We start from the raw sequence: 13,968 nt of genomic DNA, 5'->3' as shown, positions 1-13,968 counted from the left end.
CTCTCCTCAGGCGCCCCCCCTCCGTGCCCCCCCCCGCCGCGCCCACCCCCCCACCCCCCCCCCCCGCCGCACAGGGGCGCCGCACAGGGGCCGCGGGGGCCGGTTGCCGGACCACCCGGCCGTGGGGCTGCCTCGCGGGTCACCCGGCGGTGGGCGGGCCTGGCGGGCCGGCGCCGGGCGTCACCGGCCGCGGGGCCGTGCGCGCACCGTCAGGACCGGCATCGTCCCGCCGCCCGCTCGGCCGCCTCCGCGCCGAACACGACCGCGCCCCGGCCCGGCCCGGTCCATGCACGGACGCCGTCGGCCCGCTCGCCCGCCCGGTGAGCGGGCGCCCACCGGCCACCACACACGCGAGGTTCCGGGTCCACGGGAGCCACCCGTGCCGGGCCCGAGGGGGAGGGCGACGTCGGCCCCGGCTGCTTCCCGTGGTGCCGCAGCGGTTCCATGAGCCCTGATGTGCCCTTGGGAGGCAACCAATCGGCCGGGTCCGCGGTCTCATCACCCAAGAGGTCCACGCGAGCAAGGGACGCCCCGCATGATGACGCCGGTCCCGCGGGCCGCGCGACGGCGCGCCGACGCGGACACCGCCGTGCCCCCGTGCGCCGACTGCATCGCCGACTCCGCGGGCGGCCTGACCTTCGACGTCACCGACACCGGTGAGCCGGGCGCCGCGCTCCTCGTGCTGCGCCGCCGCGGGGGCCGCGAGGAGGTCAGGCTGCCGCTGACCCCCGCCGGGGACGCTCGGCTGCGGGCCGCTCTGCCCAGCAGCGTCCCTTTGCCCGAGGGCCGTTGGGACGCGTACGCGCAGGTGGCGGGCGGTCGACCGCGCCGCCTGGCCCCCGGCGTCAACGACCTGCGCTCCCTCGTCGCCCGGGTGCCCAGCGGCGCGCTCGGCCATGTCGCCGTCCGGATCCCGTACGCCTCCGGATTCCCGGCCCCGCCCGGACAGGAGAGACCCTCGCCCCGGCACGCCCGCCTCACCGTCCGCAGCTGGCTGCGCGCCCCGCACGCGGAGGCGGTCGAACTGCGCCGCGGCGAGCGGGGTCTGGGGGTACGCGGCCGCGTGTACGGCGTCGGACTCGCGCCCGACGCCTACGCCGAGGTGTGCCACCGGGACGTGACCGGGGCCCGGGTGCGCGCCGAAGTCGCCGTGGAGCAGACCGAGTTCGGGTTCACGGTGGCGTACGGCACCCTGCGACCCGGCGTCTGGGACCTCTGGCTGCGTCCGGCGGGGGAGACGGGACCCAGGGTGCGGGTCGCACGGCTGCTCGACGACATCGCGGACAAGAAGACCGTCCTCCTCCACCCCAGGACCACCGTGCGCACGCCCCACGGCCCGCTGGTGGCCGGCCCGTACTACACGCGGGACAACGACCTCTCCGTGACGGTGGCCCCGGCGGACTGAACACCTCCCGCGCACGCCGGGGCCGAACGGCCGTGCCGGCCGAAGCGGTCAGGGCGGCGCGGGGACGGCTGTCCCGGGCATTGGAGCGGGCTCCCGGGGAATGGCCCTGGACAGGGGGACGGCACGGTCCGGACACCGCGGAACGGGAGCGGATCCGGGGCGGCGTGACAGACGGGGGAGGTGCGGGGGTTCTGTGTCGGAACCGTGCATTTCCTATGCGACACCGGCTTCCGTGACACGCGCCGGAATCGGAATGCAAAGTGCGGTTCCGGCGCTGGTGCGCGCGCTTTCCGCCGGGTTATTCGGAACGTCGCCGTGACGGTCCCGAATTACGTTCGAAGGCGTGCGGCTCACCTGTCGAACCCCTCGTACGTGTGACGGAGTTCGACCGAAACGGGTGTCGTGATCCTGTGACAGAAGTGTGACCGGAGGGGTACGGGTGACACAGGGTTCCCGGTCCGGGCTTCCCCGGCCGGGGCGGGCCGCCTAACGTGGCGGGCATGGCACCCATTCCCACCCCGCCCGCGGAACCCGAGGACAGCCCGGAGACCTATGTCGGGATGGAGGCGAGCAGCGCCGAGCGCCGTGCCCGTGAGCGGGGCTGGTCCTCGGTGCGCTCGCTCCCGCCCGGCACGATCATCACCATGGAGTACCGCGTGGGGCGGCTGAACTTCGAGGTCGTCGACGGCCGGGTGATCCGCTGCTGGAAGGGCTGAGGCCGGATCCGGCCAGGCTTCGTCCGCTCGTGTCCGGAAGGTCGAGGGTCGAGCCCGAGGGGCGAAAGGCGCAAAAGGTTCAAATAGGACTTGAGGGATCGACAGGAACGCGGAGTCCGACGGCGGATGGGTCCGGGAACCGGATCGCGCGAAGGCCCCCGGCTCGGGTGAGCCGGGGGCCTTCGCGTGCGGGGAGGTCGTGCGTACCGGCCCCGCCGTGCTCCGGGTCTCAGCCGCCCGTGGTGGGCCGGGCCGAGGCGGTGGTGGTCGCGGAGCGTGCCGCGCGGTCCGCGTGCGGCGGCCGGCGGCTGCCGGCCGGGGTGACCGGGGTGCGCTCCGAGCGGGCCAAGTGCGGTCCGGGGGCCAGGTACACGGGCCCCCGGGGCGAGCGGGCGGCGGCGGCCACGGTCTCGCGCGCCGGTGCCTCCTCGTCCGCGGGTCCGTGCTGCTTGACCAGGACGGGCGCGCCGACCGGGGCGCCGACGGGAACGTCGGCCGGAGCGGGCGCCGTACGGCCGCGGCGGGAACGCCAGGCGTCGCGCAGCGTGAAGATCCCGGCCTCGGCGCGGGCGATCAGCGGCTCGCACCAGGGCAGTGCCAGCAGGATCAGCAGGCCGGCGGCCCAGCCCAGCAGTACATCGCTCAGCCAGTGCGTACCGAGGTAGACGGTGGTGAGGCCGACCCCCAGCGAGGTCACGGCGGACAGCGCGGACAGCCAGCGCCGCGCCCCCGGGGTCGAGGCCAGATAGGCCAGAATCCCCCAGGTCACCACGGCGTTCGCGGTGTGACCCGAAGGAAATATATCGCCGCCCAGGCCCATCTCGTTCGAGCCGATCGTGATGGCGTAGTGCGGACCGAGGCGGCCCATGCCGAGCTTGGCGGCACCGACCGTGATGTTCAGCAGCAGCAGCGAGGCGCCCAGCGTCAGCAGCGGGCGGAGGGTGTGCTGTCGCCACGAGCGCCAGCCGAGCCAGGCCGCCACCATCACGGCGGTGGGGCCGCGTTGGCCGAGCACCACGTAGTAGTCGAGGAACGCGTGGATCTCCGGCCACTGTTGATACGGCCGGAAGAACATGACCTGCCAGTCGAACCGGACCAGCCACGAAGTGATCGCCACGGCCCACACGATGGCGACGTAGAAGGCCAGGGTTGCTCCGAAGAGCACAACCCTGTGCCTGCTCATCTTCGGCACATCGATGTGGGCCGGTCGTTCCGGCTCACGGTCCAGCCGGGCGAAGACCCGGTCCAGACGGGTGAGGTTTCGTTCGGTACGCACTCAATCGACGCTACAGCGAGTGAGCTGCGTTCCAGGCCGAATCACTCGCTTTGTGATGACGATGTGATGTGGGATTCCTCTCAGGGCGATGATTATTTCCAATGATTCGCTAATCCGCGAGGAGGGTGGTCCCGTAATTCCATTGATCGGTTCCGCGCTCGCTTATATGGCGCTTATTAATGCGTTCACCGAAAGCTCGACTGGAATTCTCCGGCTGCTCACCGGCCCTGGAGGGGCCGGTCAGGGTGGTCCGGTGCCGTTCAGCCAGAAGGCCCCGTAGACCGCCGAAGCCACGGCCACGACGCCGAGAATCGCCGCTGACCTGCGCATACGCAGTCCGGCCAGGGCCACCGCGAGAGGCAGCAGCAGCGGAAAGGCGGGCAGCAGCAGCCGCGGTTTCGAGCCGAAGTAGCCCGAGGCGCACAGGGCGAGCGCGGTGACGATCCCCGAGTACACGAGCAGCGGGAGGGGTTGTCCCTGTCGCACACAGCTGACGTACAGCCAGATCACCAGGGCGACCCCGACGATCAGCCCGAGGCCGGCGAGGGCCGACGGAAATGACGTGAACTTGTCGCCCACGAAGCGCGCGAACGCGTACCCGCCGTCGAATCCGTTGCCCCACTGCGCCTGGATGTCGAGATAGCCCAGCGGCCCCCGGCCCGTGCGGTGGCCGACCCACAGGACGTAACCGGCGGCGCCGAGCGGCGCGAGGAGCATGCCGAGGGCGCGTCGCCATCGGGAGGCGCCCCGCGCGGAAGGCGTGCTCCGCTCCCGCACGAACGAGGTGATCGCCGCCACCCAGAGCGCCGCGACCACCGCCGCCCCCACCGGGCGGGTCAGCCCGGCGAACGAGGCGAGCAGACCCGCCGTCACCCAGCGGCCGGTCAGCACCGCGTAGAGCGACCAGGCGGCGAGCGCAGTGAACAAGGACTCGCTGTACGCCATCGACTGCACGATGCCGATGGGCAGCACCGCCCATACCAGCGCGGCGCACACCCCGGCCCGCCGTCCGTACACCCGGTCCGCGACCGCGAAGATCCCCCAGGCCGCGGCCAACGAGGCGAGCGTGCTCACCAACAGGCCCGCGTCCGCGTACGACAGGGGGGACAGGGCCGCGACGAGCCGCTCCAGCCAGGGCAGCAGCGGGAAGAACGCGAGGTTCGAGTGGACGTCGCCGTCGGGCAGCCTGACCTGCCAGCCGTAGCCGAACGCGGCGACCCGGGTGTACCAGAGCGAGTCCCAGCGCGCCGTCAGCAGGGTGTGGGCGCTCTTTCCGTTCGCGGCACTCCACAGGACGAGGGTGATCACACCCAGGGCGCGGACGCCCGCGTACCCGAGGAGGGCCGGTGCGGCGTGGCGCAGCGCGCCCGCTCGGGGCGAGGCCGCGGCGGGCGTCTCAAGATCGGTCACGGGCTCGATTATCGACGGACCACGGAACCGGCCCGTCTGCCGGGCGGCCGGCGAGCGGACGGGCGTGGCGTACGCCACACACCGGGCCAGGGGAACGTGAGAGGTCCGCCACGTGTAGCGAAAGGGAACTCGCGTACGCTGGCCGCTCACTCGCCTTGGTCGCGTGCGTCCGGGAAGCCGTTCCTCCCGCCGCAGCCGCAGGGAGTCCCCACCCAGCGGATCGCCGACGCGAGGGAACATCTGGGAGGTACGTACATGTCCGGTGCGACCACGGCCGACACGTGTCGCCGTCGGGAGGCCGGGGCCGGTGCCAACCGCTGGGTCGTCCTTGTGGTGCTGTGCGTCAGCCTGCTCCTCGTGGCCCTCGACGCCACCGTGCTGCACGTCGCGGTGCCCGCCGTCACCGAGGACCTCAAGCCCGGCGCGATGGAGCTGCTCTGGATCGTCGACGTCTACCCGCTCGTCTGTGCCTCGCTCCTCATACTCTTCGGCACGCTGGGCGACCGGATCGGCCGCAGACGTGTCCTTCTGCTCGGTTACGCGCTGTTCGGCGTCGCCTCGGGCGTCGCCGCCCTCGCCGACAGCGCGCAGCTCCTCATCGGGGCCCGCGCCCTGCTCGGCGTCGGCGGCGCGATGATCATGCCCGCCACGCTGTCGATCCTGCGCCAGGTCTTCCCCGACCGTCGCGAGCGGGCGCTCGCGATCGGCATCTGGAGCGCGGTCGCCGCGGTCGGTGCCGCCGTCGGGCCGCTGTTGGGCGGCTTTCTGCTCGAACACTTCTGGTGGGGATCCGTATTCCTCATCAACATCCCGCTGATGCTGATCAGTCTGCCGGTCGGACGGCTGCTGCTGCCCGAGTCGCGCGGCGAACGCAACGGCCCCTGGGACGTGGCCGGGGCGCTGATGGCCGCGGCCGGACTCTTCGGACTGGTCCTCGGTGTGAAGCGGCTCGGCGGGGGCGAGGCGCCCTTCGGCCCGCTCACGCTGGCACCACTGCTCCTCGGCGCCGCGCTGATGGTCGGTTTCGTACGGCGGCAGCGGCGGCGCGCGCATCCGCTGGTCGACCTGCGGATGTTCGCGCGGCCCGCGTTCAGCACCTCGGTGGGCTGCATCGTGCTCGCCATGCTCGCGCTGGTCGGCCTGGAGCTGATCGCCGCGCAGTACCTCCAGCTGGTGCTCGGGCTCTCGCCGCTCCAGACCGGGCTGCGCCTGCTGCCGCTCACCTTCGCGGCGATGGCCGCGGGCCTCGTCGGGGCCCGGATGCTGCACCGGTTCGGGCCCCGTGTGATGGTCTGCTCCGGGTTCTGCGTCACCGCGGCCGCGGTGGTCACGCTCACCGCGATGGGCGGGAACGACAACGCCGGGCTGCTGCTCGTCGGGTTCGTGCTGCTCGGGTTCGGGCTGGAGACGACGCTCTTCGGGGCGTACGAGTCGATGCTGAGCGAGGCGCCGCCCGCGCAGGCCGGCGGGGCCGCGGCGATAGGGGAGACCTCGTACCAGCTGGGTGCGGGGATCGGAGTCGCGCTCCTGGGGAGTGTGATGAACGCGGCGTACGCTCCCGGGCTGTCGTCCGTGCCGGGGGTCCCGGCGGGCGACTCGGCCGCGGCGGGGCACTCGCTGGGTGAGGCGTACGACGTGGCCGCGCGGCTGGGCGGGGCACGCGGGGCCGCCCTGCGGCACGCGGCCCGGGACTCCTTCGTGCACGGGCTGCACGTGACCCTGCTGGTCAGTGCGGGACTGCTGGTGCTGGGGGCGGTGATGGCGCTGCGGCTGCCCCGGATCATGGAGTGCGAGGCGCACGCGGCGGCGGGCGCGGCCGAGATTCCCGCGCCCCGGAAAGCGGCCGGGCCCCGGAAGGCGACCGGGTCCCGGGTCTCCGCGTAGTCGCGCCAGGTCTCCGCGGGTTCCCCCGCGCGCACGCCGGTGGACGCTGGACGTACGGGACACCGCGTCGTAGCGTCGGCCCCGAAGCCGTTGTGACTAACACTGCTAGTTTTAGTGTGCCGGAGGTTCTGCCATGTCCGCGTCCTCGAAGCTGCCGCCCTTCGACCCCGCCGATCCGCTGGGCGTCGACGACCTGTTGGACGCGGAGGACCTCGCGATCCGCGACACCGTCCGGAACTGGGCCGCGGACCGCGTGCTGCCGTATGTCGCCGAGTGGTACGAGAAGGGGGAGCTCCCCGGAATCCGCGAGCTGGCGCGGGAGCTGGGCGGGATCGGGGCGCTCGGGATGTCGCTGGAGGGCTACGGGTGCGCCGGGGCGAGCGCGGTGCAGTACGGGCTCGCCTGTCTGGAGCTCGAGGCCGCCGACTCGGGGATCCGGTCCCTCGTATCGGTGCAGGGCTCGCTCGCGATGTACGCCATCCACCGCTTCGGTTCCGAGGAACAGAAGCAGCGGTGGCTGCCCTCGATGGCCTCCGGCGACGTGATCGGCTGTTTCGGGCTCACCGAACCCGACCACGGCTCCGACCCCGGCGCCATGCGGACCTTCGCCAAGCGGGACGCCGGGGGCGACTGGATCCTCGACGGGCGGAAGATGTGGATCACGAACGGATCGGTCGCCGGGGTCGCCGTCGTCTGGGCGCAGACCGACGACGGCATCAGGGGGTTCGCCGTCCCCACCGACGTGCCCGGGTTCTCCGCTCCGGAGATCAAGCACAAGTGGTCCCTGCGGGCCAGCGTCACCAGTGAACTGGTCCTCGACGACGTACGGCTGCCCGCCGACGCCGTGCTGCCCGGGGTGCGCGGGCTCAAGGGGCCGCTCAGCTGCCTCTCGCACGCGCGGTACGGGATCGTATGGGGGGCGATGGGAGCCGCGCGGGCCAGTTTCGAGGCCGCCGTCTCCTACGCGAAGACACGGGAGCAGTTCGGCCGGCCCATCGGCGGCTTCCAGCTCACCCAGGCCAAGCTCGCCGACATGGCCGTCGAACTGCACAAGGGAATTCTGCTCGCCCACCATCTCGGCCGGCGCATGGACGCGGGACGGCTCCGTCCCGAGCAGGTCAGTTTCGGCAAGCTCAACAACGTGCGCGAGGCGATCGAGATCTGCCGGACCGCCCGGACCATTCTCGGCGCCAACGGGATCTCGCTCGAATATCCCGTGATGCGGCACGCCACGAACCTCGAATCGGTGCTCACCTACGAGGGCACCGTGGAGATGCACCAGCTGGTACTGGGCAAGGCGCTCACCGGACTCGACGCCTTCCGGTGAACCGGGCACCGCTGGGCGGGGCCGGTGAGCGGCCCTGCCTCAGCTCTGGTTGAAGAAGCCGTCCGTCGGGCGACCCGCGGCCTCGCCGCTGACGATCTCGGTGTGGGCGGGGGTCAGCAGGAAGACCCGGGTGGCGACCCGCTCGATGGTGCCGCGCAGGCCGAAGGTCAGACCGGCCGCGAAGTCCACCACGCGCTTGGCGTCGGAGGGCTCCATGGCCGTGAGGTTGATGATGACCGGGACACCGTCCCGGAAGAGTTCACCGATGCCGCGTGCGTCCCGGAAGCTGTCCGGGGTGACCGTGCCGATCCGGCGGCCCTTCTCCTCCGCCGTCTCGGACGCGACCTTCACGCGCGGGTCGGTGACCCAGGCATCGCCGGGCTCCTGTCCCTCGGCGTAGCTGTCGTCGTCGTAGTAACGCTCGTCATCGTTGTCGTCGACGAGGCCAAGCCAGGCACTCGCCTTGCGCACCGATCCCATGGACGCCTCCTCTCACAGCGGTCTTTCTTGCTTCCGCATCCCCATGGTCGTCCATGATGCGGATGTCGCGCCAAGTGGATAGACGCCGCGCGGGGGTTTCGTGACGGTACTGGTGCACAGCGAATTCGTCGAGAGCCCGCGTCTCCCAAGGGCCGTGCCGTATACGGCTGCTGACTAAGAGTGAAATATGATTCTCGACGGCGTTCGGGTGACGCGTGGGGCGTACGGGTGAACGAGGTGGTCGATACGATGCCGCAGCTCAACGTCGGACGAGTCACGGGGGAGTGTCGTGTTCGGAATCGTGAGGCCCTGCAGCCACCGGCTCGGTGAAGGGCTCAAGACGCAGTGGATGGCGCATCTGTGCGGGCTCTGCCTCGCGTTGCGCGGGGACCACGGGCAGTTCGCTCGGATCGTCACCAATTACGACGGTCTGCTGATATCGGTTTTGACGGAGGCTCAGGTCGAGCGCGCCGACGGAGGCCGGCGGACGGCGGGCCCCTGCCCCCTGCGCGGCATGCGGACCGCGTCCGTCGCGCAGGGCGACGGCGCGCGGCTCGCCGCCGCCGTCTCGCTGGTGCTGGCCTCCGCCAAGGTGCGCGACCACGTCGCCGACCGGGACGGCCTGTTGGCCCGCCGGCCGGTGGCGCTCGCCGCGCGCCGGGTCGCCGCGAGCTGGGGGCGTGCCGGGGCCCGCACCGGGTCCGAGGTCGGCTTCGACACCGCCGTCCTGGTCGACGCCGTCGACCGGCAGATCGGCATCGAGACGCTCGCCGGGCCCGGAACGCCGCTGCTGACCGTCACCGAGCCGACCGAGTCCGCGACCGCCGCCGCCTTCGCGCACACCGCCGTCCTCGCCGGCCGGCCGGGCAACGCCGCACCGCTCGCCGAGGCCGGACGGCTCTTCGGACGGCTCGCCCATCTGCTGGACGCCGTGGAGGACAGGGAAACTGACGCCGCGTCGGGAGCCTGGAATCCGCTGACGGCCACCGGGACCCCGCTCGCCGAGGCCCGGCGGCTCGCCGACGACGCGCTGCACGGGATACGGCTGGCGCTGCGCGAGGTCGCGTTCACGGACGGCAGGCTGGCGCACGTCCTGCTCGCGCACGAGCTGGCGCGTTCGGTGGACCGGGCCTTCGGCACGTCGGGGTGCGGGCACGGGGAGCACGCCGGTCCGGGCGCGGCCGGATCCTTCGGGCCACCGCGGCAGGGCGGCCCGTACGACCCGCCGCAGCCGCCGCATCCGTACGACGGGCGGAATCCCTACGCCGGTGGGGGCGCCCCCTTCGGCGGCGGGCCCTCCTTCCAGCCGCCCGGTCCCGGCAGGCGCGGCTTCTGGGCCGGATGTGCCGCCGCGATCGGGCTGTGCTGCACCTGCAAGGTCTGCTGCGCCGACGAGTTCGAGGGACCGTGGTCCCGGCAGCGGCGCGAGGGCTGGTGCGGCAACTGCGACTGCTCCTGCTGTGATTGCTGCGAGGCCTGCGAATGCTGTGAGTGCTGTAGTTGCTGCGACTGCGGGATCTAGGCGTATCGACCCGCGGCGGGCCGGCCGGGAGGGCCACGCCGTGCGTCTCGGCCCGTCCGGCCGGGCGGTGAGTCGCGACGTCGCGCGGAGGTGAGCGGGGCGAAGGGAGCGAAGACCCTGTAGCGGTACGCGTGAACGTACGCATGGTGCGGGGTCTCCCGAAAGCGTGGAGTGGAGGGGGTACGGCGAGGGGAGGGGTGCGTGTGTGAAGGCCTGAGGGGGAGCGGGAGACGCGGAGGGCGAACCGCTTCGTGCGGTCGCGCAGGGGGTCAGCTCAACAGGAAGAGGACCACACTCGACCGAAGTCGATGTGGGAGCGCGTGACCAGCCACTGCTGCGAATGCATGGTCCAAGTGGAACAGGCATCCGATTCCGCGTCAACCGGCCTGAGACGTACGGCTCACAGTGTGGACAGCCTTGACAGTCGGGGGAAACGTCGCCGTACTCTCGGTCCACGGCCTTGCTGAGGGGCTCGGCCGTACGCGCCTCGCGGCGCCCGGTGTCACCTGCGTTGATGTGTGTGAAGGCACCCGTGCTCGACTCGATGCGTCACGGAGCCTCCGCATGTCCTCGGACACCCTCACCCAGATCACCCGAGCCGTACCGGACGACACGGCGTCCCCGTGTGCCGTCCCGCGGTGCCGTCCCGGCCGGTTCCACGCCGAGAGACACCGCGCGCGCGGTGCGGAGCGCACCCGATGAGCACGCGTCCGGCGACGACGCGTCCGGCGACCGCGCACCCGACCGGTGAGCGGCCTTCGGCCACGCATCCGACCGGCGAGCGCCCGTCGGCCACGCACCCGACCGGTGCGCATCCGACCGGCGAGCACCCGACCGCCACGAGTCCCGGGAACACCCGCGCGGAGAACGCGGGGCGCCCCGCGCTGGTGATCGTGGGCGCCGGTCCCCGCGGGACCGGGCTCCTGGAGCGGATAGCCGCCAACGCGCCCGAGCTGTACGCGGGTTCGGGCCTCGACATCCATCTGGTCGACCCGTATCCGCCGGGCGGCGGCCGCATCTGGCGCGAGGAGCAGTCCTCGCTGTTGTGGATGAACTCCGAGGCCCAGGACGTCACGATGTTCACCGACGAGACGGTGGACATGGCGGGGCCCGTCCTGGCCGGCCCCACGCTGCACGAGTGGGCCGCCCTCGACGGACGCGTCTTCGCCGACCGTCAGCGCCAGGGCGCCTACCTGCGCTGGGTGTACGAGCGGACGGTGGCCGCCCTGCCGCCGGACATCACGGTCCACCACCATCCGTGCCGGGCCCTGCGGGTCGACGGAGGGCGCGACGGGCGTCAACTGGTCCGGCTGGAGGGCCACGCGCACCCGCTCGCCGCCGACCTCGTCGTCCTCACCCTCGGCCACCTCGACGCCGAACTCGACGCCGAGCAGCGGGAACTGGCCGCGTACGCCCGCGCGCACGACCTGGTCCACCTGCCGCCGGACTTCACCGCCGACAGCGACCTGGCGGCAGTGGGACCGGGCGAACCGGTTCTCGTCCGCGGCTTCGGGCTCGCCTTCGTCGACCTGATGGTGCTGCTCACCGAGGGGCGCGGCGGACGGTACGAGGGAGAGACCTACCTGCCCTCCGGACGCGAGCCCGTGCTGTACGTCGGCTCCCGGCGCGGCGTCCCCTACCACTCCAAGATCGGTTACGCCTGGACGGGCGAACGGCCGCCGCTGCCACGGTTCTTCGGGCCCGCCCAGGTCGGTGAACTGCTGGCCCGCCCCGGTGGGTTCGACTTCCGGCGGGATGTGTGGCCGCTGGTCGAGAAGGAGCTGGGGTTCGCGCACTACCACCGGCTGTTCACCGCGCACCCCGAGCGTACGCGGACCGCCTGGACCGACTTCGAGGAGAAGTACGGGACCGGGGACGGCCCCGAGATCCAGGCCCTGGTGGCCTCCGCGGTGCCCGACCCCACCGACCGGCTCGACCTCGCCGCGCTCGACCGCCCGCTGGACGGGGTGCGTCACACCTCGTACGAGGAGCTCCAGACCGGACTGCGCACCTACATCGAAGACGATCTGACCAGGCGTCACGACCCGGCCCACAGCGCCGACTCGGCGGTCTTCCTCGGACTGCTCTCGGTCTACGGCCAGTTGGTCCGGCTCGGTGACATCGGTTCCTGGTGGCACGGCTTCTTCAGCTTTCTCGCGTCGGGGCCGCCCGGACCACGGCTGCGCCAGATGCGGGCCCTCTCACAAGCCGGGATCCTCCGGTTCCTCGGCGCGGACATGACCGTCACCGCCGCCGACGGGGTCTTCCGGGCGACCAGCGCCACCGTGCCCGGCGCGACGGTCGAGGCCCGGACTCTCGTCGAGGCGCGGCTGCCGCACCCCACGGTCGAGCGGACCCGCGACACGCTGCTGCGCGCGCTGTACGCCGAAGGGGCGGCCGCCACCCCGGAGGGACTGCTCGCCGTCGACCCCGCCGACGGCAGGGTCCTGGACCGCTCCGGCGTCCCGCACCCCCGGCGCTTCGCACTCGGCCCGCACACCGACGCCCGGGGTTCGGGCGCGTTCACCCGACCACGTACCGGCGGTCCGGCGTTCCGGCAGAACGACGCGACGGCCCGGGCCGCGCTGGTGTTCCTGCGCGACCTCGCCTGTCGCCCGACCGCCTGAGCCGGCCGCGCCGCAAGTCCCCTTCGACGTCGTCGAGGCCCTGCGTCTTCCTTCAGGCCTCCTTGTCTCCGCATGGCTGTTCCGGGATTCCGGACAGGGAAAGGTGTCATCCATATGACCGCACCGCACGGCCGGGGCCTGCTGCACCTGGCCGCCGCCGTCGATCAGCGGGGGTCCTCCGACGCCGCCGCGTACGTCGAGCCGGCGCAGCTGGCGGAGCGTGGCGCGCTCGACTTCGTGACGCTCGGCGACACCTTCGCGCGTCCCGGCCCCGACGCGCTCGGTGTGCTCGCCGGGGTCGCGTCCGCGACCCGCCGGATCGGTCTGGTGCCCACCGTCTCCGGCGCCCGCCCCGAGTCCTGCCACGTCCAGGAGGCGGTGGCGACCCTCGACCGGATCAGCCGCGGCCGGGCCGGCTGGCGGTCCGGTGGGCCGACCGCCGAGGACGAGGCCCGGTCCCGGGCCGACGAGGAGGGCGGCACCGGTACGGGCGACAGGGCGGCCGACGGTTTCGGCGGCACCCGGGACGGGCCGTACCGCGTCGACTACCGGGGCAGCACCTTCTCCGTGACGGGTGCCCCGATCGGTCCGCGGCCCCCGCAGGGCCACCCGGTCCGGGTCGTGGACGCGACCGGGAGCTCCGACCGCCGGACCGCGGCCCGGTGCGCCGACGTGGCACTCCTGCGGGTCACCGGTCCGGCCCAGGCCCGCGCCCTCAGGGCCGAACTCCGCGACGCCGCCGCTGAGTCCGGCCGCGCCCCCGACACGCTGCGGGTCCTCGGCGCGCTCACCGTCGACCTCGGGGACGGCGAACGCGCGGCCGAGCCCGGCCACGGCGGCGGCGGTCCCCGGAACACCCCGCAGGGCCCGCTGTACCGGGGCGGCCCCGTCGGCCTCGCCGAACTCATCACCGTCTGGCACGAGTCCGAGGCCGTCGACGGCTTCCATCTGACCCCGGCCGAGCCGCACCGTGACCTGGAGCGACTGGTGAACGGAACGGTGGCGCTGCTCCAGCACCGCGGTCTGTTCCGCACCTTCTATCCGGGGAGCACGCTCAGGGAGCACCTGAGACTGGCCCGGCCCGCGGGCCGGGCCGCCGTGACCGGGGGAGCGTCATGACCGCGGTGAGGCGGGGAAGGACCCGTCCGGTGGCGCACCTGCCGGACGGACCCTTCCCCGCCGCGCGGCCCGGCCCGTACGAGGGTCCGAGGACCGGCCCGCACGAGGGCACGCGGACCGGCTGCACCCCCTTCGCCCACCTCGCACGCACCGCCGGGCGCGGCCGGCCGCCCTCGCACGCCGGTCACGCCGTTACACGAAC

General features: G+C 72.9%; 10 protein-coding genes. 7 read left to right on the top strand and 3 right to left on the bottom strand.

The genetic code is table 11. The annotated features are described in order from the left end of the window. The first annotated feature begins 538 nt into the window (after positions 1-538). Both ACFV2J_RS38605 and ACFV2J_RS38600 read left to right on the top strand, forming a co-directional pair. Positions 539-1,405, top strand: coding sequence for a hypothetical protein (locus tag ACFV2J_RS38605; protein ID WP_385094868.1), 867 nt, complete (start codon positions 539-541; stop codon positions 1,403-1,405). A gap of 500 nt (positions 1,406-1,905) precedes the next feature. Further along, the gene (locus ACFV2J_RS38600; RefSeq protein WP_385094865.1) at positions 1,906-2,121 is read left to right on the top strand and encodes an I78 family peptidase inhibitor; all 216 of its coding nucleotides are present in this window, start codon (positions 1,906-1,908) and stop codon (positions 2,119-2,121) included. 229 nt (positions 2,122-2,350) lie between these two features. On the opposite strand, the gene ACFV2J_RS38595 is transcribed toward ACFV2J_RS38600, so the two are convergent. Both ACFV2J_RS38595 and ACFV2J_RS38590 read right to left on the bottom strand, forming a co-directional pair. Beyond that, a complete protein-coding gene (locus tag ACFV2J_RS38595; protein WP_385094862.1) occupies positions 2,351-3,397 on the bottom strand; it encodes a phosphatase PAP2 family protein in 1,047 nt (348 codons plus the stop codon). A 240-nt stretch (positions 3,398-3,637) separates the two neighbouring features. Further along, positions 3,638-4,807, bottom strand: a complete 1,170-nt coding sequence (locus ACFV2J_RS38590; protein ID WP_385094859.1) for a glycosyltransferase family 39 protein — start codon at positions 4,805-4,807, stop codon at positions 3,638-3,640. Between the two features lie 255 nt (positions 4,808-5,062). Between ACFV2J_RS38590 and ACFV2J_RS38585 the strand changes: the two genes are divergently transcribed. Beyond that, positions 5,063-6,691: an MFS transporter gene (locus ACFV2J_RS38585; RefSeq protein ID WP_385443134.1), complete on the top strand. Its 1,629-nt coding sequence runs from the start codon at positions 5,063-5,065 to the stop codon at positions 6,689-6,691. 133 nt (positions 6,692-6,824) lie between these two features. Further along, positions 6,825-8,018, top strand: a complete 1,194-nt coding sequence (locus ACFV2J_RS38580) for an acyl-CoA dehydrogenase family protein (protein ID WP_385088230.1) — start codon at positions 6,825-6,827, stop codon at positions 8,016-8,018. 39 nt (positions 8,019-8,057) lie between these two features. Here the strand turns inward: ACFV2J_RS38580 and ACFV2J_RS38575 are convergent, their stop codons facing one another. Beyond that, positions 8,058-8,498 carry a cell division protein SepF gene (locus tag ACFV2J_RS38575; RefSeq protein WP_385088232.1) on the bottom strand — a complete coding sequence of 147 codons (441 nt, stop codon included), beginning with the start codon at positions 8,496-8,498 and terminating at the stop codon, positions 8,058-8,060. Positions 8,499-8,787: 289 nt separating this feature from the next. Here ACFV2J_RS38575 and ACFV2J_RS38570 point away from each other — a divergent pair, with 289 nt between their 5' ends. From ACFV2J_RS38570 to ACFV2J_RS38560, 3 genes are all read left to right on the top strand, one after another. Next, entirely contained in the window at positions 8,788-10,020 is a 1,233-nt protein-coding gene (locus tag ACFV2J_RS38570; protein WP_385088234.1) for a DUF5685 family protein, read from the top strand. A gap of 698 nt (positions 10,021-10,718) precedes the next feature. After that, positions 10,719-12,647, top strand: a complete 1,929-nt coding sequence (locus tag ACFV2J_RS38565) for an FAD/NAD(P)-binding protein (protein ID WP_385088236.1) — start codon at positions 10,719-10,721, stop codon at positions 12,645-12,647. 114 nt (positions 12,648-12,761) lie between these two features. Continuing rightward, positions 12,762-13,766: an LLM class flavin-dependent oxidoreductase gene (locus tag ACFV2J_RS38560; RefSeq protein WP_385443129.1), complete on the top strand. Its 1,005-nt coding sequence runs from the start codon at positions 12,762-12,764 to the stop codon at positions 13,764-13,766. The last annotated feature ends 202 nt before the right edge of the window (positions 13,767-13,968 follow it).

It is taken from the genome of Streptomyces sp. NPDC059668 (assembly GCF_042734135.1).
Classification (GTDB): Bacteria; Actinomycetota; Actinomycetes; order Streptomycetales; family Streptomycetaceae; genus Streptomyces.
The sequence above is the reverse complement of the archived record's forward strand: the minus strand, read 5'-3'. Positions and strand labels throughout refer to the sequence as shown.

Excerpts from the sequence above, each read along its gene's own strand:
- ACFV2J_RS38605 (WP_385094868.1), top strand. The coding sequence starts at position 539 with ATGACGCCGGTCCCGCGGGCCGCGCGACGGCGCGCCGACGCGGACACC.
- ACFV2J_RS38580 (WP_385088230.1), top strand. The coding sequence starts at position 6,825 with ATGTCCGCGTCCTCGAAGCTGCCGCCCTTCGACCCCGCCGATCCGCTG.
- ACFV2J_RS38565 (WP_385088236.1), top strand. The coding sequence starts at position 10,719 with ATGAGCACGCGTCCGGCGACGACGCGTCCGGCGACCGCGCACCCGACC.
- ACFV2J_RS38600 (WP_385094865.1), top strand. The coding sequence starts at position 1,906 with ATGGCACCCATTCCCACCCCGCCCGCGGAACCCGAGGACAGCCCGGAG.
- ACFV2J_RS38560 (WP_385443129.1), top strand. The coding sequence starts at position 12,762 with ATGACCGCACCGCACGGCCGGGGCCTGCTGCACCTGGCCGCCGCCGTC.
- ACFV2J_RS38585 (WP_385443134.1), top strand. The coding sequence starts at position 5,063 with ATGTCCGGTGCGACCACGGCCGACACGTGTCGCCGTCGGGAGGCCGGG.
- ACFV2J_RS38575 (WP_385088232.1), bottom strand. The coding sequence starts at position 8,498 with ATGGGATCGGTGCGCAAGGCGAGTGCCTGGCTTGGCCTCGTCGACGAC.